Genomic DNA, 22,524 nt, shown 5'->3' with positions numbered 1-22,524 from the left:
GCGAGAGTCCCGCATTGATCAGGATCAATTTTTACCGTCCCGCCCGTCAACAAATGACGAACGATAAATCTCCGAAATGCAATCTTTCGTGAACGATAAGAACACCGCATATTCTTATCCAACAGACGACAAACCACAAGGACCGCTCCGATGAGCCAGATCACCCGCCGCACGATGCTCGCGCTTGGCGCCGGCCTCGCGGCCGTACCGATTTCATCGCGGGCGGACACAGGAGACAACGCAATGGATACCACAGGCCAGAATGCTATCGGCCAGAATGCTGCCGACCAGAGCTTCGCTCTGACCCGACCCGTCCATGTCGGCGCGGCGCATCTCGTCGTTTCCGACCTCGATGGCGTGCGGCAGTTTTACCAGACCATGCTCGGGCTGAAGGTGCTCGAACAGGGCATGAGCGGCACGGTGCTGGGCGCCGGCGAGCGGCCGCTGCTGACGCTGACCACCCGCGCCGACACACGCCGCGCGCCGCGCAACGCCGCCGGCCTGTTCCACACCGCCTTCCTGCTGCCGGACCGCGCCGAGCTTGGCCATTGGCTGGCCCATGCCGTTCATCAGGGCGTGCGGCTCGACGGCGCCTCCGACCATCTGGTCTCCGAGGCGATCTATCTATCCGACCCGGAGGGCAACGGCATCGAGGTCTACCGCGACCGGTCCCCGGACGAATGGGACTTCCACGCCGACGGCACGGTGGAGATGGCGACCCTGGCGCTTGACCTGCAGGGGCTCTACGACCAAGCGTCGAAGACCGCCTGGGGCGGCATGACCGACCGCTCGGCGATCGGCCATATGCACTTGCAGGTCGGCAACATCCCGGAGGCCGACCGCTTCTACGAGGGCGTTCTGGGGCTGAAGAAGATGGCGAGCTATCCCGGCGCGAGCTTCTTCGGCGCCGGCACCTATCACCATCATATCGCCGCCAATATCTGGAACAGCCGCGGCGCCACCGCCCGCGACGGCGCGATGACCGGCCTGTCCGGCTATTCGCTGACCTTCAACGACAAGGCCGCCCTCGACACGGCGCTGGCGACGCTGGAGAGCCTGGAAATCCCGGTCACGCGCACGGCCGAGGGCCATACGCTCAAGGATCCGTGGGGCATCGGGCTGACGCTTGGCGCCGCGGCCTGAGGCAGCGGTGACAAGGGGATGTCGCCGGGGAGCGACGGGATCTCACGCGATGGCGGTGATCTCTAACTCCCGACCGGCGACTTCCAGCACATCACCGACCGCCTTGCCCATCAGCAAGTGCGCCACCGGCGAGACGTAGGAGATTGACCCGGCCTTGGGATCCGCCTCGTCCTCTCCGACAATGCGATAGGTCTGCACGCGCCCGTCGTCGCGGCTGAAAGTCACCGTGCTGCCAAAAGCGACCGTGTCGCTCGACGTCGGCGCAGAAACCACCTGGGCCGTGCGCACCCTTGCCGCATAGTAGCGCAGGTCACGCAAGGGGGTTGCCGCCTGCCGGCGCCGCTCGTTGACGTCCTCGATCGTGCTCGTTGCGTCATAGGCCGCGCGCGCCTGCTGGAGCAGCCGTTCCAGAGCCTCCAATCCCGCCGCCGTGACCAGGTTCGGGTGGGAGGAAACAGGACGGTCAGGCAGCAGGGTTTCCGCAGCGGTTTCGGAACTCTCTTCCTTGGTGAAGGCGACGCTCAATCTCGAACTCCGTTCAGGCGTGGTGCGCTCGTTGAGCACAGGGGACGTTTGCCCCACCGGTTTGTCAGACCCCATCATACGATGACAAGGGCACAACCACCACCGTCCGTTCGGGCCGCAAGCCCTTCTCCCTCTCCTTCAACCGTCCTTGGCCACCGCCGCGAGTTGCGGCTCGCTCAGATCGCCGAGTTTGACGAAAACGGCGCCGCGTTTCTTCAGCACCGCCAGGCCTTCCGCGACGCCCGCGCCGGCGGGGCGGCTGGGCTGGTTGACGTGGGCGATGATGACGTCGCCGTCATGGGCGGCGGCGATGCGGCGCAATGCCGTTCTGGCGGCAACCGAGGCGCCGTCGTCGGCGTTCAGCGAATAACCGGCGATGCGGTATCCCAAGGCCTCGATCGTCGCCATCGACGAAGCCGTATAGAGGGCGGTCGCGCCGCGAAACCAGCGCGGCGGCGCAAGCCCCGCCCCGGTGATCCATTTGGCGCCCTCCTCCACCTCGCGCACCACCGCCTGCGTCGAGCCGGCGGTCTCGATGCCGTAGACGCTGCCCGGCCGGTCGATCGCCGGCACGTGGTTGAGGCCGTGATTCTCGATCTCGAACAGGTCCGGCCGGCCAGCCATCAGGGCCAGCGCCTCGGCATTCCGGCGGATCCAGCGGCCGGTGACGAAAATCGTCGCGGGGATTTCCTCTGCCATCAGCACGTCGAGAATGCGTCGGTCGGTCTGGCCGGAGCAGGCGTCGAGGGTCAGCGCCACTCTGGGAGCCGACTGCCCGCCCTTTTCGACATGGAGGCGCGGCTCCTTGAGCGAGCCGGGCTTGAACGGCGCAAGAGGCGGCGCGGTCGTGGCCGGGGGAACCGTTGCGGACGGTGCCGGCTGGCCGGACGCCCCGGTCGGACTGGTTGCGAACGCACGCGGGGCGGCAAGGCCGCACAGGAAACAGGCACAGAAGGCGCGACGGGACAGGCGCATGAAAAGGATACCGCAAAACAGGAAAAGACAGGCAATGGCCAGATCCAGAACTTAGCGTGCCAGGCGCCAAAATTATGGCGGCGCAGCAAAGTCGCGCAAGGAATCGTCGCCTTAGCGCTACGGCCGAGGCCTCCACTGTCGCCGCGCCGCATTCCCCGCCCCGATGGAACACTCGACCCGCTTCCGCGTTGTGCGGCAGGTGCATCGGGGAATATCGAAATGAACGAGAGGGCGAACGGATCGGGGATCAACCGCGAGGGGATGGAGCGTGCTCTGAAACAGAAGCAGCGGCGCTCGCCCTATCGGGTGCAGGTCCGCAAGACCGCACTTGATCTGGCGCTGATCTGGGCGGTGATCGGAATTTTCCTGATCCTGGCCGTCTCCGCGGTCTATTTCGCCGCGAGCATACTGATGCCGATCACGTTGGCGATCGTCGTCGGACTGATCCTCGGGGTCGCCGCCGACCGTCTCGGCGCGCTTGGCATTCCGCCCATGGCCACTGCGGTGATCCTGTCGTCGCTTTTCGCCCTTATGCTGTTTTTCATCGCCAATACGCTGGCAACACCGCTCGTTGACCTGGCGGGCGAGGCGCCGGCAATGGCGGAACACACCATAGAGCGGGTTCGTCCCTTTCTTGAGCGGTTCAGATGGCTGCACGTAACCGCCACGACCTTCCGCTCAGGCCCGGTCACGCCGGAGGCGCTGATCGAGCACACCGGCACGGTGCTTTCGACTCTTGCCACCCGCGTGACGCCGGCGCTTTTGCAGGGCCTGATCTTCTTCGGAGCGCTGGTCTTCTTCCTTGGCAGCCGGCTGGCGCTGCGCCGCGCGCTGATCGTCGCCTTCAACGATCGCGCCCGCCGCCTTGCCGCCATTCGCATCATCAACGCGATCGAGCAGGCGCTTGGCTTCTACTTCGCCACCGCGACCCTGCTCTATGCGATGGTCGGCGTGCTGATGACGGTGATCGCCTGGGGCGGCGGGCTGCAAATGCCGGGGCTTTGGGGCCTGTTCGCCTTCCTGTCGAGCTTTTTGCCCTATCTCGGAATCACTCTGATGACGCTGGCGCTGGCGATCGCCGGATTGTTGACCCATGACGGCCTGATGCAGGCGCTCGCGCCGGCGCTGGCTTTCTTTGTCGTGCATGCGGTCATGGAGAACCTGGTCACGCCGGCGGTGATGGGGCGACGGCTGGAGATCAACCCCTTCACGGTCTTCGTCGCCATTGTTTTCTGGACCTGGATGTGGGGGGCGATCGGGGCGGTGCTCGCCGTGCCGCTGTCACTGATCGCCATGACCATCGCCGGCGAGGTTATGCCGCGCGGGCCAGCCCAACCCAAGCTGCCGGGCTAATCTCCACCACACGACGAACCGTCCTATTCTCCGCAATCGAAAGGGCGTATAATATTTTTTGCATCGCTTGATAAAAATCAAATTACATCTACGAAGCTTCGTACATACTACATCTCATATATTTTGCAGCAAAATGGGAGGTTGCTTCATGGCGCATATCGTCATTCTCGGTGCCGGTCTCGGCGGCACGATCATGGCCTACGAGTTGAGAGACAATTTGTCGCCGAGCGACAAGGTCAGTATCATCAACAAGGGCTCGAAATATTCCTTCGTCCCGTCGAACCCTTGGGTCGCCGTCGGTTGGCGTGATCGCGAAAGCATCGAGGTCGATCTCGAACCGGCCTGCAAGAAGCGCGACATCGGGCTTTACCCGCAGGGCGCCAAGCGGCTGCACGCCTCGGACAATCGCATAGAGCTCACCGACGGGTCCTTCGTCGATTACGATTATCTCGTCATCGCCACCGGTCCGGAACTCGCCTTCGACGAGATCGAAGGCTTCGGACCTGAAGCCAATACCCATTCGGTCTGCCACATCGACCATGCGCTCTCGGCACAGGACGCGTTCAAGAAGCTCGTGGCCAATCCTGGACCGGTGGTGATCGGCGCGGTACAGGGTGCATCCTGCTACGGTCCGGCCTATGAATTCGCCTTCATCCTGGAAAAGGCGCTGCGCGATGCCAAGGTGCGCGACAAGGTGCCGATGACCTTCGTCACCTCCGAGCCCTATATCGGCCACCTCGGCCTCGACGGCGTCGGCGATACCAAGGGCCTGCTCGAGAGCGCCATGCGCTCCAAGCACATCAAATGGATCACCAATTCCAAGGTGCAGAAGTTCGAGGCCGACAAGGTGACGGTCGAGGAGGTCAACGAGGACGGCTCGACCAAGGCCATCCATGAGGTTCCCTCCAACTACACGATGATGCTGCCGGCTTTCCGCGGCGTCGAGGCGGTGCGCGATATCGAGGGTCTAACCAATCCGCGCGGCTTCATCCTGGTCGACAAGCACCAGCAGAACAGCAAATATCCGAATATCTTCGCCATCGGTGTCTGCATTGCCATTCCGCCGACCGGCAAGACGCCGGTGCCCGTGGGTGTGCCGAAGACCGGTTTCATGATCGAGAGCATGGCGACGGCGACGGCCCAGAATATCGCCCGCCTCGTCAAGGGCGAAAATCCCAACGCCCAGGGCACTTGGAACGCGGTTTGCCTCGCCGACTTCGGTGACGGGGGCATCGCCTTCGTGGCCCAGCCGCAGATCCCGCCGCGAAACGTCAACTGGGCGTCCGAGGGCAAGTGGGTTCACGCCGCCAAGATCGGTTTCGAGAAGTACTTCCTGCACAAGATCAAGAGCGGCAAGGCTGAGCCCTTCTACGAGAAGCTGGCGCTGCAGGTGCTCGGCATCGACAAGCTCAAGGCCGTCAAGTTCGACGACTGATCAATGGTCTTTCGCGCCTTCGGGCGCGACACAGGCTCCCCCCGCCTCCCCCGGAGACGAACCTATCTGGACGGATACCTCCGGGCAGATAGGTTCGTCCTTTGGGGGAGTTTTTCGTTGTAGACATGTCGGCCGCTCGCAGACCGTCGATCCGAAGTGAACGCACCCGTCGTCGGAGACGGTCCGTTTGATGGCAACGGCAGCCCCGTCGCCGCCGAGACGCGAGGAGCCGCCGGCCCAGCCGTTTCCACCCACCACCCCTTCCTTGCCGACCTCAAGGGGCGACGAACGACAGACGGCAACCGTCACACAACTGTCATGGGCCGCGCCTATGTCCGGCGCATCCCTTTCATGACATATCGAAAATGCCCGTAGAAAATTCCTTCCCCCTCCTCCGCTTCGGCCTGATCGCCGACCCGCAATATGCGCCGATCGAGCCCAATACACGGCTCAATCGGCACTACGGCCAAAGCCTCGGCAAGCTCGAAGCGGCGATCGATCATTTCAACGGCGAGACGCTCGACTTCGTCGTGACGCTCGGCGACGTCATCGACCGCGACTGGGACAATTTCGACCGGGTACTGCCGCTTTACGCAAAGCTGCGCCACGCGCATCACTTCCTGCCCGGCAATCACGACTTCGCCGTCGCGGCCGACCGGCTGACCGAGGTGCACGACAAGCTCGGCATGCCCGCGCCTTACCATGACTTCGCCTTGAACGGCGTGCGACTGATCCTGACCGACGGCAATGAGGTCTCGCTGTTTGCCCCGCCGCTCGACGATCCGCGTCGGGTGGAGGCGGCCGAGCGCCTGGCGGCGCTGACCGCGGCGGGCGCGGTCAATGCGCAGAGCTGGAATGCCGGCATGGGCGAGGCCCAGGTCGACTGGCTTGGCGAACGGCTCAAGGCGGCCGAACAGGCCGGCGAGCGGGCGATCGTCATGGGGCACTATCCGCTCTTTCCGCAAAGCGACCACAATCTCTGGGGCGCGGAAGAGGTCTCGGCGCTGATCGCCGGTTCGCCCGCCGCGATCGGCTATTTCTGCGGCCATAACCACGTCGGCAATTACGGCCTGCTTAGCGGCACCCATTTCGTCAACGTCAAGGGCATGGTCGATACGCCGGACGAGAACGCCTTTTCCATCGTCGCCGTCTATCCCGACCGCATCGAGCTCACCGGCTTCGGCCGTGAGCAAAGCCGTACCATGCCACTCTAGCCCGACGCGGCGGCGCAATTCGTCCAGCCAGCGGCCCAGAGCGCACGCAGGCGGCTGCCCGCGCGCAGCCCCTCCCCTTTGACAGGACGGGCCTGCGGTCGCTAAAGTGGCCCGACGAGAAAAATCCTGAAATTTATCAGACCATTGAGCAATGGAGCGCAATTCACCGGAATGTGACTTCATTCCTGCCATGCGATTCTGCAAACATCGTCTGGCGCATTTTTGCCCCTGAAGCCGCCGGCTCGGCCGGCTCGCGAAACTGGAGAGACCCGATGAAGTTGAAACTTGTCATGGCAGCCGCCATTGCCACCGGACTGGGCCTGAGCGCTGCTGTTGCCGCCGACGAGCCGCAGGTCGTGCGCCAGGAGATGATGAAGAAGGTCGGCGGCGCGATGGGCGCCATCGGCGCGATCGTCAAGGGAGAAAAGCCGTTTGACGCGGAGGTGGTCAAAGCCTCGCTCACCACCATGGTCGACGTCAGCAAGGCCTTCCCCGACCAGTTCCCGGCCGGTTCGGAACTCGGCATGGACACCGAGGCTTCGCTGAAGATCTGGGAGGACATGGACGGCTTCAAGGCCAAGGCGGCGGCACTGACCACGGCGGCCGAAGCACAGCTTGCCCAGTTGCCGACCGACCAGGCAAGCACTGCCGTCACGATGAAAGCCGTCGGCGAGACCTGCGGCGCCTGTCACAAGGCCTATCGCCTGAAGAAATAAGGCGAACACCATGCTTTGCCCGGTGCGGCGCCGACTTGCCTGACAGCAAGCGCGGCGCGCGCCGGTTTTCCGCGTCGGAGCAGGAAACAGGATCGGAGGCTGTTATGGCATCGAAATGGCTGAAGGGGCTTGGCGCCTTGGCCGTGCTCGGCATGGTCGGCGGCGCCGCTTTTCTCATCGTCACAGCGCCCGATCGCCAGGATCCATCCGTCTGGGCGAACCTTGGCGAGCCGGATCTCGAGAACGGCCGACGCATCTTCTTTGCCGGCGGCTGCAGCAGTTGTCACGCGGCAGCGAAATCGGAAGGCGAGGCTCGACTCGTCCTGTCCGGCGGGGCACCGCTTCAAAGCCCGTTCGGCACTTTCCACGCCCCGAATATCTCTTCCTCGCCGACCGCCGGGATCGGCGCGTGGACGCTTGGCGAATTCGGCGATGCGCTGACGCGCGGCGTCGGGCGCGACGGCGAGCATCTCTATCCGTCCTTTCCCTATAACTCCTACGGGCGCATGGCACCGAAGGACGTCAACGACCTCTTCGGTTTCCTCAAGACCCTGCCGGCGAGCGAAGCCGTGGCCCCCGCGCACGAACTGCCCTTCCCGTTCGACATCCGATTGCTGCTCGGCGGCTGGAAATTCCTCTACTTCAACGAACAGCCGCGCGTGACGATCGCCGCCGCCGCCGACACGGTGAAGCGCGGCCAATATCTGGTCGAAGGTCCCGGCCACTGCGGCGAATGCCACACGCCGCGCGATGCGCTGGGCGGCTTCCAGAGCGGCAAATGGCTCGCCGGCGGACCGAACCCGGAAGGCGAAGGGCAGATCCCCAACATCACGCCCGGATCGAAGAGCATCGGTTCGTGGTCGCAAGGCGACATCGTTTCCTACCTCGAAACCGGCTTTACGCCCGAGTTCGACAGCGTCGGCGGCTCTATGGTCGAGGTGCAGAAGAACATGGCCGAACTGCCGGCTGAGGACCGCGAGGCGATCGCCGCCTATCTGAAGGCGATCCCGGCGGTAAAGTGACGGGCGGACAGTCGCCGTCCGCATAAGGGTCCGCCGACGACAAGGCGGCGCAACGAGAGACTGTGCGCCAGTGCAACGAGCCAATCCTGGGGGGCTGCCCTTTTGCGCCCTCCAGCATCGCACAAGGCTTGGTCATCAAAGTGCGTTTGATCACAATGACCAGGGGCCGACGCATGAGCATCGAACGCCGTCGAATGGAAAGCGCCCTGCGTTCGCTCCTCGACAGCTATCCGGATCCGGCGCTGCATAGCTGGGTGAACGAAACCGTGCGGGCCTTCGACAAGCGGCTCTCCAATATCGTTGACCCCAGGGAACGCGACCATGCGCACCGGGCAGCACTCATGCTGATCAAGACGACACTGCAACAGTGGTCGCAGAACCCACCCGTTCGGCACTAAGACGTCTCAGCCCGGCTCTCCGCAATTCTTGCCGCGACCGCTCCCCTGCGATTGACATAATTGCCGACCGCCACGATAGTGGCCGGGATGGTTCCCCAGAAGCGGCGCTTCGGGGATTAATAGGGAACACGATAGGGACGACCCTGACGGGGCTCGATTCGTGGCTGCCCCCGCAACTGTGAGCGGCGAATATCTGGACGACAATGCCACTGGAGAGATCCGGGAAGGCTGTCCGGACGTCATGACCCGCAAGCCAGGAGACCTGCCATTAGCTGTCGTCGCCTGTCGGACGGGGTTGTCCGAAAGACGGGGAAATTGTGCGGTACGGAGCTTTTGATCCGCAGCCGTCCTCTTGCCCTTCGTTTTCCTCTCCTCCGGCCGTCGATATTCATCGTCATTGTTCGGAGGGAAACATGTCCGTCAACACCATCACCGCATCCACCTCGTCCGCTGCCGGACGCATCGCGCCGGCGCTTCTCAGCGTCTTTTTCGGCCTGTTCATCGTCGGCTTCGTTGGCTTCTCGCCGATGGACGTGGTGCATAACGCCGCCCACGACGCGCGTCACGCCAACGCCTTCCCTTGCCATTGAGGGGAGTACCGATGTCTCTCTTTCGTTCGCTCGTCTTCACTTCGGTGCTGGTCGGGCTGATCGTCGGTGCGGTGGTGACGCTCGCGCAATTCCTGGGGACCACGCCGCTGATCCTGGCGGCCGAGGTCTATGAAACCGGAGACGAGACCGAGAGCCACGACGCCGGCACGGTTGCAGACACGGCCCATGGTCATGATGCGGCTGCATCCACCGAAGCGCACGACCACCACAACGCAGACGCCTGGGCCCCGGCTGACGGCATCGAACGCACCGCTTATACGCTCGCCGCCAACATTCTGACGGCCATCGGCTTTGCGCTTGTGCTGAATGGGCTCATGCAGATCTCCGGTCGCCAAAGCGACTGGAGAAGCGGCCTGATCTGGGGACTGTGCGGCTTCGTCGTCGTGATGCTCGCACCGGGCTTCGGTCTGCATCCGGAACTTCCGGGCACGCCGGCCGCGCCGCTCTTCGAGCGTCAGGTCTGGTGGGTAGGCACCGCGCTATCAACGACTGCCGGACTGGCGCTGCTGTTCTTCCAGCGCAAACCCTGGGCTGCGGCAGCGGCGATCGTGCTGATCGCTCTTCCGCACGTCATCGGGGCACCACTCCCACCGGACGGCGAACAGGCCTTGGCACCGGAGACGATGTCGCATCGCTTCGTCGTCATCGCGACGCTGACCAGCCTGCTGTTCTGGGCCTTGCTCGGCAGCTTGAGCGGCCACCTGCGCCGCCGCCGCGAAGCCTGAGGCGACGTGGCAGGCAGCCCCTGCCCGAGTTCGACTGGCGCATCGATCTCGATGCGCTGGTCTTTACGCACCGGCCGTCCGGCAGCCGATGCTTCGTCCACAGGCTTGCCTTTCGCAGCCTGACGGAAAACCCAACCCCGAGCGCTGAAGACTGCCTCGCGTGGTTTTCCGCCCATCGCGCCGCCTTTGACGCGGCAGCCGCCGTCAAGGCCGACCGCGGTCCAGCCGCCGGTCAGGCCTTCAACCTCAACAGCCGCGACATCCGCCGGGCGCTAAAACCGTAAGGAGATCTCAGCGGTGCTCGCGGGCAAAAGCGCTGATCTGGGCCTCGGCCTGTGGAGCCCATAGCCCGAGGGCCTTGAGAATTTCCATGGTGAAGGTGACCGGCGAATTGCCGGGTGCGGTGACCACGCCGCCGTCGGAGACCGCCTGCGGCTGGTCGAGATAACGGCTCGCGCCGTGATAGCCCGGATAGTTGCTGTGCGACGCCAGCGAATTGCCGGTGTGGGCGACGTCATCGAGCAGACCGGTGGCGGCAAGCCCGCTTGCCGCAGCGCAGATGCCGGCGACAACCTTGCCCTGGGCGTGGAAGGCCGTGGCCAAGGTCGAGAAATCGTAGGCCTGACCCTTTTCCCAGGCGTAACCACCGGGGATCACCAGCGCGTCGAAACGGTCGGCATCGATGTCGGCAAAACTCAGGTCCGGGGTGACTTTGAGCCCACCCATCGACGTGACCGGGGCTCCATCCGGCGAGGCCGACAGGACCTCGCAACCAAGATAATAGCGGGCGGCGGCCATCAGGAGCGCGGGCTCCCAATCAGCGAAATCGGCCTGGAGTGCGACGGCAATGCGGGGCATGGCAAAAATTCTCCTTGGAAACGAAGTCTGGGCGTGGCCGCGCTTACGAAAGCGCCTGCATGTAGCGCATGCCGGTCACCGGGCGCGGCACGAAATCCATGTGCTCGTAGAAGCGATGGGCGGCGAAATTGCCGGTTGCTGCGCTGACCGAAAGGTAGTCGCAGCCGGACTGGCGGGCAAGCTCCCTTGCACGGGCGACGAGGTGCTGGCCGATGCCATTGCCGCGCTGGCCATCGCTGACATAGAGATGATGCAGATCCATACCACGCTTGCCTTCCTGCGCTCTGTAGAGCGGCACGAGAATGGCATAGCCGATCAGGCCCTCGCCGCCGTCGGCCACCAGCGCGGTGATCCACGGCATGGGGCCGAACAGGTCGCGCTCAAGCTTTTCCGGCGTCATCGCCGAGGCGTCGCCGTGGTGCATGGCAAGCGCCGCGATCATCGCGTTCAGCTGCGGCAGGTCATGGGGCTTTGCGGCGCGGATCACCACGACGGGCGGCCGCGGCAGGGTAATATCGGTATCTTCAGTCATTTTCGCTTCCCTTTTTCGTTTGCGCCGTCAGGGAGAGCTTTTGTCTTGAAAACAACAAGGCCGCCTGACGGCGGCCTGTTGACATGATGATCTGTCGAGCCGCCGGTTACCGGTAGGCCCAAAAATACGTGCAGGAGATGGGTGCGCGTGCGATGATCATGGCGGCTTCAATGCGCCGGTTTCAATCGATTGTCAATGGGCTCGATTGGGCGTTTTGGGCAGAATCGGCCTCCCAACACCGCCCCTTACCGCTCAAGCGGATTGCCCGCCCGGTCGGTCAGCCGCTTCTCGAAGCCCACCTTGGTCAAAACCGTCCCTCAATGCTCGCGGTCGCACAGCCCATGATCGGACAACGCGCGAATGACATAGCAGTCGCCGACGCTGTGGCCCTCACAATGGGTCACGATCCGGTCGAGCTCAAGCTCCAGCTTCCTCAGCCGGGCGATCTTCTCGCGCACGCCCTCAAGCTGCTCACGGGCGATGTGATCGGCGCGCTCGCAGGGCTGATCCGGATGACCGCTCAGCGCCAGAAGCTCACGGATCGCCTCGATGGGAAAGCCGAGGTCGCGGGCGTGGCGAATGAAGGTCAGCCGCTCGAGATCACCCTTCTCGTAGCGCCGCTGGTTGCCCTGCGACCTGTCAGGCGCTGCGATCAGGCCCGCCTGCTCGTAGTAGCGGATGGTCGGAACCTTGACACCAGTGCGTCGCGACAAATCGCCGATCGAGTACATTTCGCACAAAACCCCCTTGAACCTCTAGTCACTATAGACATTAGGTAGGGTCTCGGACCAGTTCAAGACCGAAAGGAATCAGCATGAGTGCCAGCCACGGCCATAGCCACGGCCCCTTCGACGGCATGTCAGACACCTACAAGCAGCGACTGTGGATGGTGATCTTCATCAACGCGGCGATGTTCGTCGTCGAGATGACGGCCGGCCAGTTCGCGCGCTCGCAGGCGCTCCAGGCCGACGCGCTGGATTTCTTCGCCGACGCCGTGACCTACGGCATTTCGCTGGCCGTGATCGGCGCGTCGCTGAAGGTCAGAAGCACGGCAGCGGCCGCAAAGGGAATCAGCCTTTTTCTCATGGGGCTGTGGGTGTTCGGCTCGACCCTCTGGCGGGTTTTCTACGATGGCATGCCGGAAGCGCCGGTGATGGGGGCCATTGGCCTCATGGCGCTCGCCGCCAATGTCGCGAGCGTGCTGCTGCTGATGAACTACAAGGACGGCGACGCCAATGTCCGCTCCGTCTGGCTCTGCTCACGCAATGACGCAATCGGCAATGTGATCGTCATGATCGCCGCGCTCGGCGTCTGGGGCACGGCGACCGCCTGGCCGGACCTTACCGTCGCCTTCATCATGGCCGGACTGTTCCTCAACTCCTCGACACAAATCCTCTGGCAATCCTACCAGGAATGGAAGCAGGGCGGCGCGGAGGCACTGGCTAAAAAGGCCGAGGAAGGCTGTGGTTGCGGCACGTCCTGCGCTATCGGCGCCGACCATGCGCATGGTCATGAGAGCCATCACGACCACGCGCATTGACGCCAAGGATGGGAAAGCCATTCACGACCATAAAACGACGAAGGGCGCCACCGGCGCCCTTTTCTCATTGCCCTTGAGCGGCCAGGTCAGACTCAGGCGTCGTCGCTCAGCTCATATTCGCGATAGAGCGCTTCGACCTTTTCTGTGATGGAGACGGCAGGCGCCTCATCGGCGGCGGCGGAGAGATCCGCGCGAGGGGCCGCGGCTGCCTTGCGGCCACCTTCGACGATCCACAGCGCCGTTGCCAGGTTGGATGACAGGAGTGTGCTGCTGAACGCGCTATTACCGGACGAGCGCGGCTTGGCGGTCGCTGTCGCATCCGCCGAAGTATCTTCGCTTTCGGTCGCGCTGGGCACGTACCGGCTCTGGTAGGAATAGCCGCTAAGGCCGCTATCGATCCGCATGGCAGACACTCACTTTCCAACAATTAATCATTTGTTAACCATTGAAGCTTGCGCGAGGCTTGCGTCACGCAGTGGCGAACCGTCGTTTACAGCCTCCAACTGCTTGACAATTTCTACCAGCCGTGAGGCTGCTTCGTGACACACGTCACATCGTCGATGGCCATGCCGACCCTGAGCAAGACCTCGGCAAGGCTTTGTCGGCGCGCGTCACGGCGTGGAGAGAGACGTCTCAACGACCAGGTCATGAGCAAGCGGGGATCGCCGGGAGGGCTTTCGCGCTCTGCGTGCGTTGTACCCCACAGGGGGCTCACCCCATGGATTGACGCAGATCTGACGAGAGCCGGACCGCCTCAAGCCGCCGCCGGTCGTCCTCGAAGGCGAGTGTCGCCAGCCCCCGCTTGCAGGCGGTCTCCGCCATGGCCAGCGCCGCGCCGGAAAGCGCCGGATCTGAGCTGGCGGCCAGGGCATCCAGCGCCGTCTGGACGGCCAGCACCACCTCGATCAGACCGGCACCGTCGCGCGAGATCGCCAGGAAGGCGACGTCCACAAAGGTGGCCGGATCAATCGTCCTGACGAAGACGCGCGGGTATTCCGGCTCCGCCACATCACCTTCCTTTTTTGACGCGGCATCGGCCGGCATCGCGGTCCGCGACAGGAGCCGCGTCACCTGCGTGACCACATCGATCGCTGTGCCGGGATCGTTGATGCCGGGAGACAACGCCCGCGAGGCCACTTCAGAAAGAACCGTCAGGCCGAGCAGCGGATCCTGATCATAGCTGCGGGAATCGCCGACGGTGAAGGCATTGCCCAGCGCCGCCCGGGTGGCCTCGGGATCGTCGCCGAAACCCGCCGCCGCTTCGACATAAAGCACCGGTCTAGCCAGCGAACAGAAATCGCCCGGCCTCTGCGTCACATGAAGCTTCGCCTCGAGCCCTTCCGCCAGCCGCTGCAACCGGCCCATGTCGAGGTGCCGGATATAGCCGACCTGATCATGATAAAGCGGCACGGCGTCTTGCGGAACACCGTCGAGAACGCGGCCGCCAAGTGCCGGTCGTTCGCTGTTCAACGCCATTCCATCGGCGGCCTTTTCCGCCGCCCGGCGGATCGTCTCGCCGACATTGCCAAGGCCTGCGAGATGGTCGATCCAGCGCAGCAGCATGGTGACGATCAGCAGGACCACCGCCAGCGTCGCCGCGAAGAGAACCAGACGGCCGCCGCCGCCATAGAGACCGGCATTGAGCGCGATCAGTCCGACAAGGGAAAACAGGAAGGCGCCGAGGAAGGTCGACAGCGCCGTCTGGGCGGTGCCGTCCTCCAGAATCAGACTGACGGCACGCGGGGTCCCGCTGCTGGCGGCCGCCGTGGTGGCGGAGACGAGCGTGGAAAGCGAAAACGTGGTGACCGCCAGCATGCTCGACGCGAGAATGGTCAGAATGGCGTCGACCGCCTTGGCGCCGATCAGATCGGACAGGCGATCGGGTATATAAGGGCCGACGGCAATGCCGACGACAGCGGTCACCACCGCCATAATGGCGAACAGCGTGGCGCGGAACCATAGCCGCTTGGTGATTTGCAGGGCCAGCCACCAGGTCCGGTTCATCGTGCCTCACTCAATACGCCATTCACTGAAGGCAATGTGGCGGAGCCGGATCAGAATGCAAGGGCCTAGCGTGTCCGCTTTGATACATGCCGTTATCGCGAAACCGCTGCGCAGTTTTGCGCGGGGTGTTCTGGCTCACAACGGCGTGACAATGGCGAGAGGCCAGGCACCCCATCTGGCGCCAAGGCAGCGAGATGGGTAAGCATTGGAAAACAGCGTATTCGGGAGAAACACCGTGCTAAAACTCTTTGTCGCCAAGGGCACATGCTCTTTTGCCTCTCATATCGCCCTTCAGGAGGCCGGCATCGCCTATGAGGCACAGCGGATCGACTTCACCAAGGGGGAGCAGATGGCAGCCGATTTTCTGGCGATCAATCCCAAGGGCCGCGTTCCAGCGCTGGTGACCGACCGGGGCGTGCTGACGGAAACGCCGGCGATTCTGGCCTATATCGCCCAAAGCGCGCCGGAGGCGAAACTGGCACCGGTCGATGACAGCTTTGCCTTCGGCCAGATACAGGCCTTCAACAGCTATCTGTGCTCCACCGTGCATGTCGCCCATGCCCATGGGCGCCGCGCCAGTCGTTGGGCCGATGATCAGACGGCGATTACAGCGATGCAGGCCAAGGTCGCCAAGAACATGGGCGATTGCTTTGCGCTGATCGAGAAGGACTTATTTCTCGGCCCCTGGGTGATGGGCCAAGCCTATTCGATCTGCGACCCCTATCTGTTTGCGATTGCCGGCTGGCTGGAAAGCGATGGCGTCGATCCGGCCGATTTCCCCGGAGTTCAAGACCACATGAAGCGGATGGAGGAGCGCCCCGCCGTCAAGGCGGTGCACGCCTGGTATGAGGAGTAAATGGAAGACCAACCGGCGCAATGTGCTCGATAGCACCGGTTTCCGTCCAATATGAAATCACGGAAGTCTTCCAGACGGTGCAAGGACTTCTGGATGAAGTGCGGATGTGGAGTGATGCGCGGCCTCCACCGTTGACTTCACCCGAAGAATAGCAGCGCCAGCACGCATGCCCCCAAGGGGCATGCCGGCCCCTCTCCTCACATCTTTCCCGCCACCTTTATGGCGAAAGCGTATTCAAAGGCCACCTCCTCCAGCCGCTGGAAGCGCCCGGATTTGCCGCCGTGGCCTGCGGCCATGTTGGTCTTCAGGAGATAGGGACCGGCGTCAGGCGCCTTTTCGCGCAGTTTGGCGATCCATTTCGTCGGCTCCCAATAGGTGACGCGCGGGTCGGTCAGGCCGGAGAGGGCCAGGATCGGCGGATAGGCCTTGGCCCCGACATTGTCGTAAGGCGAATAGGCGGCGATCCAATTGTATTCCTCGAGCGACTCGATCGGATTTCCCCATTCGCCCCATTCCGGCGGGGTGAGCGGCAGGGTGTCGTCAAGCATGGTGTTCAGTACGTCGACAAAGGGCACGGCGGCGATGATGCCGGCAAATTTCTCCGGCGCCATGTTGGCAATCGCCCCCATCAGCATGCCGCCGGCAGAGCCGCCTTCGGCGATGATCCGGTCGTAAGATGTGAAGCCCTCCTTCACCAGATGGTCGGCGGCGGCGATGAAATCCTTGAAGGTGTTTTCCTTCTTCTCCATCTTGCCGTCTTCGTACCATTGGAAGCCCTTGTCCTTGCCGCCGCGGATATGGGCGATGGCATAGACGAAGCCGCGGTCGACCAGAGACAGGCAACTGGTGTTGAAGCCGGCCGGAATCGAGATACCGTAGGCGCCGTAGCCGTAGAGCAGGCAGGGCGCGGAGCCGTCAAGCCTGGTGTCCTTGCGATAAAGCAGCGTCACCGGCACGTCGATGCCGTCATGCGACGGGGCAAAGACGCGACGGGTGACATAATCGTCCGGATTGTGGCCGGAGGGCACTTGCTGGGTCTTCAGCAGTCCGCGCTCGCGGGTCGCCATATTATAGTCAAACAGCTGGGTCGGCGTCGTCATCGACGAATAGGTGAAACGGATGACGTCGGTATCATATTCGGCCGCCCCCTGGAGGCCGAGCGAATAGGCCTCCTCGGCAAAGGCGATGGCGTGTTCCTCGCCGCTCTTCCGGTCGCGGATCATGATCTCCGGCAGGCCGTTGCGGCGTTGCAGCCAGACGAGGTGGCGGGCAAAGGCCATGTGGTTGAGGATCAGCAGGCCCGGCGTATGGGGAACGACTTCCTTCCAGTTCTCCTTGCCCGGCGCCGTGACCGGAGCCTCCATGATCTTGAAATCCTTGGCATCGCCATCGTTGGTCAGGATGTAGAAGACATCGCCGCCTTCGGTCAGAGAATATTCGATGCTTTCAATCCGCTCGGCGACCAGCATCGGCTCCGCGGTGAGATCCTTGGTGGAAAGGATACGGTATTCCGAGGTCTCATGGTCATGGATGTCGAGATAGATGAAGTCGTCGAGCAGCGAGCCGCCGACGCCCATGAAAAAGCCCGGATCCTTTTCCTCGTAGACCAGCCGGTCTTGCGATTGCGGTTCACCGACAATGTGATGGAAGACCTTGGAGGGGCGATGGTTCTCGTCTTGCAGGGTATAGAAGAAGCTCTTGCCGTCAGGCGCCCAGGCACCGCCGCCGCCGGTGTTCTCGATCACGTCGGCAAGATCCTCGCCGGTTTCGAGGTTGCGCACGCGAAGGGTGAAATATTCCGAACCCTTGTCATCATAGCCCCAGATGCCAAAGGCATGATCGGTCGAGTGATCGATCCCGGCGAGACGGAAATAATCCTTATTCGCCGCCTCCTTGTCACCGTCGAGCAGGAGGTGCCGCTGGCTCTCGTCCTTGTGGTCGGCGTCGCGCGGGATACGGAAATAGCGCGGCTGCTCGCCACCGGTAACGAAAGCGGTGCCATAGGCATAAGGACCGTCCTTCATCGGGATGGACGAATCATCCTCCTTGATACGCCCCTTCATCTCGGCAAACAGCGTCTTTTGCAGCGCCTTTGTGTCGGCCATGGCCGCTTCCATATAGGCGTTCTCGGCCTCGAGGTGCTTGCGCAACGCCGCATCGAGCAAGGTCGGATCCTTGAACATCGCCTGCCAGTTGTCGGCGCGCATCCAGGCGTAATCGTCGGTGCGGGTGATGCCGTGGCGGGTGTCGGAGACGGGCTTCTTGGCAGCGACGGGGGGCGTGGGCAGATGGGAAAAGACGGACAAGGGAAGGCCTTCCTTCTCGGAGGAAATCAGAAATGATCCTCCGAGAGATAGAGAGGCCGAGCCCGGGGATCAAGGCGCAATCGCGCCCGCCCCTCAGCGGTAGACGCGCAGATAGTGCTGTTCGAAATAACGTTTCAGCCAATGGAAGATCTTCATCTTCGGGCCGACGAAACTGCGCGTCTCGCTGCGATAGACGAGCATGGCGGTGTCCAGCATGTCGACGATGCAGATCAGCTCCGGCTTAAAATCGGCCGCAGGAGCCCTGCCCGAAAGCACCGCGGCGATGTTTTGCGCGGCGGCCTTGGCCTGAAGATCGGCCTGATGCGCCTGCTTCGGCAGCCAGTCGGGGCCGGGAAAGCTGCCGCTGTCGCCGACCACCCAGACGCCGTCTCGGTCCCTGACCCGGCATTTCTCGTCAGCGGCGATCATACCGCCCGGCGAAAGCGGGAGATCGGCATCGGCAAGCCATGCCGGGCCGGTAAGCCCCGGCATGAACAGGATCAGGTCGGCGGGAAACTCGCCACCCTCGGTCACCACCTTGTCAGCCTCAAGCCGGACCATCTTGTGACCGAGCCGGGTCTCGATGCCGCGCCGCGCCATTTCCTTCAGCAGGCCGTCGACCGCCTTGTCGCCAAGACGCTGACCGGGCCGCGTCGAGGGATTGAAGAAGACCAGCTTGAAGCGATCGCGCCTGCCCTGCCGGCGCAGCAGGCTATCGATGATGAAGAGGAATTCGAACATCGGCCCGCCGCGTACGGCGCCCTGTTCGTTGGGATTGGACGCGAAACCGATGGCAATCGTGCCGCCATCCATGGCCTCGAGGCGGCGGGCGATCTCCTCGCCGACGGCGATGCCTTCGCACGGCACCAGCGCATGCTCGATGCCGGGCAGCTTGCGGATGAAGCGTCCGCCGGTCGCCACCACCAGCTGGTCGGTGGCAAATTCACCGACATCCGTCAGCACCTTGCGGCCGCCCTCAGCGAGCCCGGTTACGGAGGCTTTCACATGGCGGACCTTGTGCTCGGCGAAGAAACCGGCAAGCGGGATCTTCAGCTCACCGCCCTTGCGCAGACCGGCCGGAAGCCAGATCGAACTTGGCAGATAGTGCAGCTCGTCGCGCGGCGAGATCACGGTGATCTCGCCGTCGACACCGTTGCGGCGCAGTTCGCGGATCGTGGTCAAGGCGCCGAAACCGGAGCCGAGAACGGTAATATTGGTCACGGCGTTCTCCCAGATTGAAACGTTCCTTCATATATACGAATATTTATCGAACTTGAAAAGCGGCGGTTCGCCGCAGGACGTTGCGGCCCCAGGAACGCGCGGGCCACTCGATAGTCTTAATCGGAGTGAATTTGATGCAATCAATCGCAGCGTGAAGTGTTGAAACTCGATTTCAACCATTGCTTAGCCATTTTAGGGTATACTAACACAAATTCGGGAACAGTGTGGCCATGTCCGAGATTCAGCATCCGAAACCCTACACCAATTCACTCAGACATCGGGTGAAAGCGCTGGAACTGGCAATGGAGAACCTGCCACTCGCCGTCGGCCTTCTTCAACTCGACGGGAGACCTCTCTATCTCAACCGTTGTTTCCGTGACTTCTATCACGTCGATGAGCGCTGGCATAAAGACATCACTTTCGCCGAGATGATCAGTTCGGGCGCCCTCTATGATTGGAAAAGCGACCCAAGGGTCTTTTTCGAACGGCTTGTCGCCACCCTGAAACGCGATGGGATATTCGAGGCACAGCACGAAGTCGGCGATCGCATCCTGGCGATCCACGACCGGCTGCTGGAGGGCGACCTCATCCTGTCCACCCAGCGCGACGTGACCGACCAAGTACGCGCCGAGCGGCGCGTCTCCTTCCTGGCAACCCATGACGTATTGACGGAACTCCCGAACCGCGCCGTCTTGACGGAGGCGCTCGACAGCCGGATCGAGGAGGCGCGCGTGACGCAGCGCAAGTTCAGCGTGCTTTCGGTCGACGTGGACCGGTTCAAGGACATCAACGACGTTTTCGGCCATGCGGCGGGGGATGCCGTGCTCTCCGCCTTGGGCAAGCGCTTCAAGGATTGCCTCGGCCCGACCGACGTTGTCGCACGTCTGGGTGGCGACGAATTCTGCTTTCTTTCAGGCGGCAAGAACCAGCCGGAGAGCGCAGGCGCGCTGGCACGGCGCCTGAGCGAGGCCGCCAAGCTCCCGATCCAGTTCAACGGTCATCCTCTCACGGTGGGACTTTCGATTGGTCTTGCCATCTATCCCGACGACGGAGAGGACCGCGCCAGCCTGCTCAGCAGCTCGGATGCCGCACTCTATCGCGCCAAGGCCGACGGGCGAGGCGCGATCCGTACATTCGAACCATCCATGGACAGGCGCATGCACGATCAGCGCGTTCTGCAACTCGACCTTCAGAACGCGACCCAAAACGGCGAACTCGAGCTGCTTTATCAGCCCCAGGCGAGTGTCGACCGCACTGTCTATGGTTTCGAGGCGCTGGTGCGCTGGCGCCACCCGACCAAGGGACTGCTGGGGCCGGACTTCTTCATTCCCATAGCGGAGGAAAGCGGGCAGATCATCGAAATCGGCGAATGGGTGCTTCGCACGGCCTGCAGAGAGGCCGCGACCTGGCCGGCCCACCTGCGCATCTCGGTCAACCTGTCACCCGTGCAGTTCCGCCATGGCGATCTGGTCCAGCTCGTCCAGTCGATCCTGCTCGAAACCGGCCTCGAACCCACTCGGCTGGAACTCGAGGTGACCGAAGGCGTGCTGGTGCACGACTTCTCGCGCGCCCTGCATATCTTGCGCGGTTTGAAGGCGCTCGGCGTGCAGATTGCCATGGACGATTTCGGCACCGGCTATTCGTCGCTCTCCTACCTGCAGGCTTTCCCTTTCGACACACTGAAGATCGACAAATCGTTCACAGCCAAGCTCTCCACCGACAACCACGCAAACGAAATCGTGCGTGCGGTCATCGGACTCGGCCGCGGGCTCAATATCCCGATCGTTGCCGAAGGTGTGGAGACGCCGGAGCAATTGGATTTCCTTACCCAGGAACGCTGCCAGAACATCCAGGGCTTTCTCATCGGCAAGGCCGAACCGATCGAAGCCTACGCCGAGATTACCGGGCGCGGAACGCCGACGAAAGGCGGGAACCCCGCCTGAAAGCGTCGGCGCCCCTCGAACTCAGCCGACCCGCGTGGTGCGCGCCCAGTCCATGTAAAGCTTGAGTGCCGTGCGAGTCATCGGGCCTTCCTGCAGCTCGCGATCGTCAAGGCGGGAAACAGGGGCGACCTTGGAATAATTGCCCGAGGTGAAGATCTCGTCGGCGCCGATGAAATCCTCAACCGTCAGCGTCTGTTCGCGCACCTCGTAGCCGGCCGCACGCAGCAGGCCGATGACGCGGGCACGGGTAATACCGGCGAGGAAGGTGCGGTTCGGCACGGGCGTAAAGACCACACCGTCCTTGACCATGAAGACATTCGAGGAGGCCGTCTCCACGACATTGCCGTTCATGTCGCGCACCAGCGCATTGTCGAAACCGCGCGAACGGGCCTCGATGATCATCCGGCCGGAGTTGGGGTAAAGACTGCCGGCCTTGGCGTCGGTCATGGCGCATTCCGGCGTCGGCCGGCGGAAGGGCGAAAGCGTCAGCTTGCTGGGCTGCGCGGCACCGAGCGGCGCTTCGAACAGGCAAAGCGCGAAGCGGGTCGATTCCGGATCGGCGGCGACGATCGAACCGGGTTGGCCATGCTCGGCCCAGTACATCGGCTTGATATAGATCGCGGTCTTGCCGTCGAACTTGGCAATGCCCTCCCAGGCGAGGCGCTCGATCTCCTCGGCCGCAACCACGGCCTTCATGCCCATCGAAACCGCCGAACGGTTGACGCGCTTGCAGTGTTCGTCGAGGTCAGGCGCGATTCCATCGAACCAGCGCGAACCGTCGAACACGGTCGAGGCGAGCCACATGGCATGCGAGGTCGGGCCGATCAGCGGCGGGTTGCCGGAGATCCACTCTCCTTCGACATAGGTCCAGGTGGTGCTACGGGGCGAGGTATCGACAGCCATTTCAGTCTCCAATCTTCAGATGGCGCCAGTCAACGGCAGGAGACGCGCGGCGGTCAAGGAGAAAGTCGCGACACCTGCGACTTGGCAAGAAACCGCTGAACACAATCCGGATCATGCAAGAAAAATGCGCGATTCCAGATGCTTGACGAATGGGTCGATCACCAGAATTGATCGAAAAGGGAGGGTTCGGACGGATCAGACGACGCCGCCTCTATCCATCGCCATCGGCAGCATCCCCCTCCCC

22 protein-coding genes and 1 riboswitch are annotated in these 22,524 nt (G+C 63.0%); of the genes, 12 read left to right on the top strand and 10 right to left on the bottom strand.

Going from position 1 to position 22,524, the window contains the following annotated elements:
* Positions 1 to 159 precede the first annotated feature (159 nt).
* Entirely contained in the window at positions 160 to 1,143 is a 984-nt protein-coding gene (locus RNA01_RS06175) for a VOC family protein (protein WP_371864051.1), read from the top strand.
* A gap of 42 nt (positions 1,144 to 1,185) precedes the next feature.
* Here the strand turns inward: RNA01_RS06175 and greA are convergent, their stop codons facing one another.
* A complete protein-coding gene (greA, locus tag RNA01_RS06170) occupies positions 1,186 to 1,668 on the bottom strand; it encodes a transcription elongation factor GreA (RefSeq protein ID WP_147179078.1) in 483 nt (160 codons plus the stop codon).
* 138 nt (positions 1,669 to 1,806) lie between these two features.
* Positions 1,807 to 2,643 (bottom strand): polysaccharide deacetylase family protein, encoded by an 837-nt coding sequence (locus tag RNA01_RS06165; RefSeq protein ID WP_235916448.1) that lies wholly within the window; start codon positions 2,641 to 2,643, stop codon positions 1,807 to 1,809.
* A 261-nt stretch (positions 2,644 to 2,904) separates the two neighbouring features.
* Between RNA01_RS06165 and RNA01_RS06160 the strand changes: the two genes are divergently transcribed.
* The 8 genes from RNA01_RS06160 (at position 2,905) to RNA01_RS06125 (ending at position 10,117) form a co-directional block, all read left to right on the top strand.
* Positions 2,905 to 3,996 (top strand): AI-2E family transporter, encoded by a 1,092-nt coding sequence (locus RNA01_RS06160; RefSeq protein ID WP_371864050.1) that lies wholly within the window; start codon positions 2,905 to 2,907, stop codon positions 3,994 to 3,996.
* 148 nt (positions 3,997 to 4,144) lie between these two features.
* The gene (locus RNA01_RS06155; protein ID WP_147179076.1) at positions 4,145 to 5,431 is read left to right on the top strand and encodes an NAD(P)/FAD-dependent oxidoreductase; all 1,287 of its coding nucleotides are present in this window, start codon (positions 4,145 to 4,147) and stop codon (positions 5,429 to 5,431) included.
* Positions 5,432 to 5,796: 365 nt separating this feature from the next.
* A complete protein-coding gene (locus RNA01_RS06150) occupies positions 5,797 to 6,645 on the top strand; it encodes a metallophosphoesterase (protein WP_147179075.1) in 849 nt (282 codons plus the stop codon).
* Positions 6,646 to 6,917: 272 nt separating this feature from the next.
* Positions 6,918 to 7,361 (top strand): c-type cytochrome, encoded by a 444-nt coding sequence (locus tag RNA01_RS06145; RefSeq protein WP_147179074.1) that lies wholly within the window; start codon positions 6,918 to 6,920, stop codon positions 7,359 to 7,361.
* A gap of 104 nt (positions 7,362 to 7,465) precedes the next feature.
* Entirely contained in the window at positions 7,466 to 8,383 is a 918-nt protein-coding gene (locus RNA01_RS06140) for a c-type cytochrome (protein ID WP_147179073.1), read from the top strand.
* Between the two features lie 173 nt (positions 8,384 to 8,556).
* A complete protein-coding gene (locus tag RNA01_RS06135; protein WP_147179072.1) occupies positions 8,557 to 8,781 on the top strand; it encodes a hypothetical protein in 225 nt (74 codons plus the stop codon).
* 73 nt (positions 8,782 to 8,854) lie between these two features.
* Positions 8,855 to 9,065: riboswitch (cobalamin riboswitch) on the top strand.
* A gap of 129 nt (positions 9,066 to 9,194) precedes the next feature.
* Positions 9,195 to 9,371, top strand: coding sequence for a CbtB domain-containing protein (locus RNA01_RS06130; RefSeq protein WP_147179071.1), 177 nt, complete (start codon positions 9,195 to 9,197; stop codon positions 9,369 to 9,371).
* Positions 9,372 to 9,382: 11 nt separating this feature from the next.
* Positions 9,383 to 10,117, top strand: a complete 735-nt coding sequence (locus RNA01_RS06125; RefSeq protein WP_147179070.1) for a CbtA family protein — start codon at positions 9,383 to 9,385, stop codon at positions 10,115 to 10,117.
* Positions 10,118 to 10,408: 291 nt separating this feature from the next.
* On the opposite strand, the gene RNA01_RS06115 is transcribed toward RNA01_RS06125, so the two are convergent.
* The 3 genes from RNA01_RS06115 to RNA01_RS06105 all read right to left on the bottom strand — a co-directional run bounded on the left by RNA01_RS06115 (position 10,409) and on the right by RNA01_RS06105 (position 12,238).
* On the bottom strand, positions 10,409 to 10,975 hold the full coding sequence (locus RNA01_RS06115) for a type 1 glutamine amidotransferase family protein (protein WP_147179069.1): 567 nt from the start codon (positions 10,973 to 10,975) through the stop codon (positions 10,409 to 10,411).
* Positions 10,976 to 11,018: 43 nt separating this feature from the next.
* Complete coding sequence (locus RNA01_RS06110) at positions 11,019 to 11,507, bottom strand: GNAT family N-acetyltransferase (RefSeq protein ID WP_147179068.1); 489 nt, start codon at positions 11,505 to 11,507, stop codon at positions 11,019 to 11,021.
* A gap of 317 nt (positions 11,508 to 11,824) precedes the next feature.
* Positions 11,825 to 12,238: a MerR family transcriptional regulator gene (locus tag RNA01_RS06105; protein WP_147179067.1), complete on the bottom strand. Its 414-nt coding sequence runs from the start codon at positions 12,236 to 12,238 to the stop codon at positions 11,825 to 11,827.
* A gap of 83 nt (positions 12,239 to 12,321) precedes the next feature.
* Here RNA01_RS06105 and RNA01_RS06100 point away from each other — a divergent pair, with 83 nt between their 5' ends.
* Complete coding sequence (locus RNA01_RS06100; RefSeq protein ID WP_147179066.1) at positions 12,322 to 13,047, top strand: cation efflux transmembrane domain-containing protein; 726 nt, start codon at positions 12,322 to 12,324, stop codon at positions 13,045 to 13,047.
* Between the two features lie 92 nt (positions 13,048 to 13,139).
* Here the strand turns inward: RNA01_RS06100 and RNA01_RS06095 are convergent, their stop codons facing one another.
* A complete protein-coding gene (locus RNA01_RS06095) occupies positions 13,140 to 13,460 on the bottom strand; it encodes a hypothetical protein (RefSeq protein WP_147179065.1) in 321 nt (106 codons plus the stop codon).
* 298 nt (positions 13,461 to 13,758) lie between these two features.
* Positions 13,759 to 15,051 carry a DUF2254 domain-containing protein gene (locus tag RNA01_RS06090; RefSeq protein WP_147179064.1) on the bottom strand — a complete coding sequence of 431 codons (1,293 nt, stop codon included), beginning with the start codon at positions 15,049 to 15,051 and terminating at the stop codon, positions 13,759 to 13,761.
* A gap of 235 nt (positions 15,052 to 15,286) precedes the next feature.
* Here RNA01_RS06090 and RNA01_RS06085 point away from each other — a divergent pair, with 235 nt between their 5' ends.
* On the top strand, positions 15,287 to 15,907 hold the full coding sequence (locus RNA01_RS06085; protein WP_147179063.1) for a glutathione S-transferase family protein: 621 nt from the start codon (positions 15,287 to 15,289) through the stop codon (positions 15,905 to 15,907).
* Between the two features lie 197 nt (positions 15,908 to 16,104).
* Here RNA01_RS06085 and RNA01_RS06080 read toward each other — a convergent pair whose 3' ends face one another.
* Both RNA01_RS06080 and RNA01_RS06075 read right to left on the bottom strand, forming a co-directional pair.
* Positions 16,105 to 18,213: a S9 family peptidase gene (locus RNA01_RS06080; RefSeq protein ID WP_147179062.1), complete on the bottom strand. Its 2,109-nt coding sequence runs from the start codon at positions 18,211 to 18,213 to the stop codon at positions 16,105 to 16,107.
* Positions 18,214 to 18,306: 93 nt separating this feature from the next.
* Positions 18,307 to 19,434 (bottom strand): NAD(P)/FAD-dependent oxidoreductase, encoded by a 1,128-nt coding sequence (locus RNA01_RS06075; RefSeq protein ID WP_147179061.1) that lies wholly within the window; start codon positions 19,432 to 19,434, stop codon positions 18,307 to 18,309.
* Positions 19,435 to 19,664: 230 nt separating this feature from the next.
* On the opposite strand from RNA01_RS06075, the gene RNA01_RS06070 reads away from it, so the two are divergent.
* Positions 19,665 to 21,377 (top strand): putative bifunctional diguanylate cyclase/phosphodiesterase, encoded by a 1,713-nt coding sequence (locus tag RNA01_RS06070; protein WP_147179060.1) that lies wholly within the window; start codon positions 19,665 to 19,667, stop codon positions 21,375 to 21,377.
* Between the two features lie 21 nt (positions 21,378 to 21,398).
* Here RNA01_RS06070 and RNA01_RS06065 read toward each other — a convergent pair whose 3' ends face one another.
* A complete protein-coding gene (locus tag RNA01_RS06065; RefSeq protein ID WP_147179059.1) occupies positions 21,399 to 22,280 on the bottom strand; it encodes a branched-chain amino acid aminotransferase in 882 nt (293 codons plus the stop codon).
* Between the last annotated feature and the right edge of the window lie 244 nt (positions 22,281 to 22,524).

Source organism: Paenirhizobium naphthalenivorans (assembly GCF_007992095.1).
In the GTDB taxonomy this organism is placed as follows: domain Bacteria; phylum Pseudomonadota; class Alphaproteobacteria; order Rhizobiales; family Rhizobiaceae; genus Allorhizobium; species Allorhizobium naphthalenivorans.
Note: the sequence above shows the minus strand (reverse complement) of the source record. Positions and strands in the feature narration are given on the sequence as shown.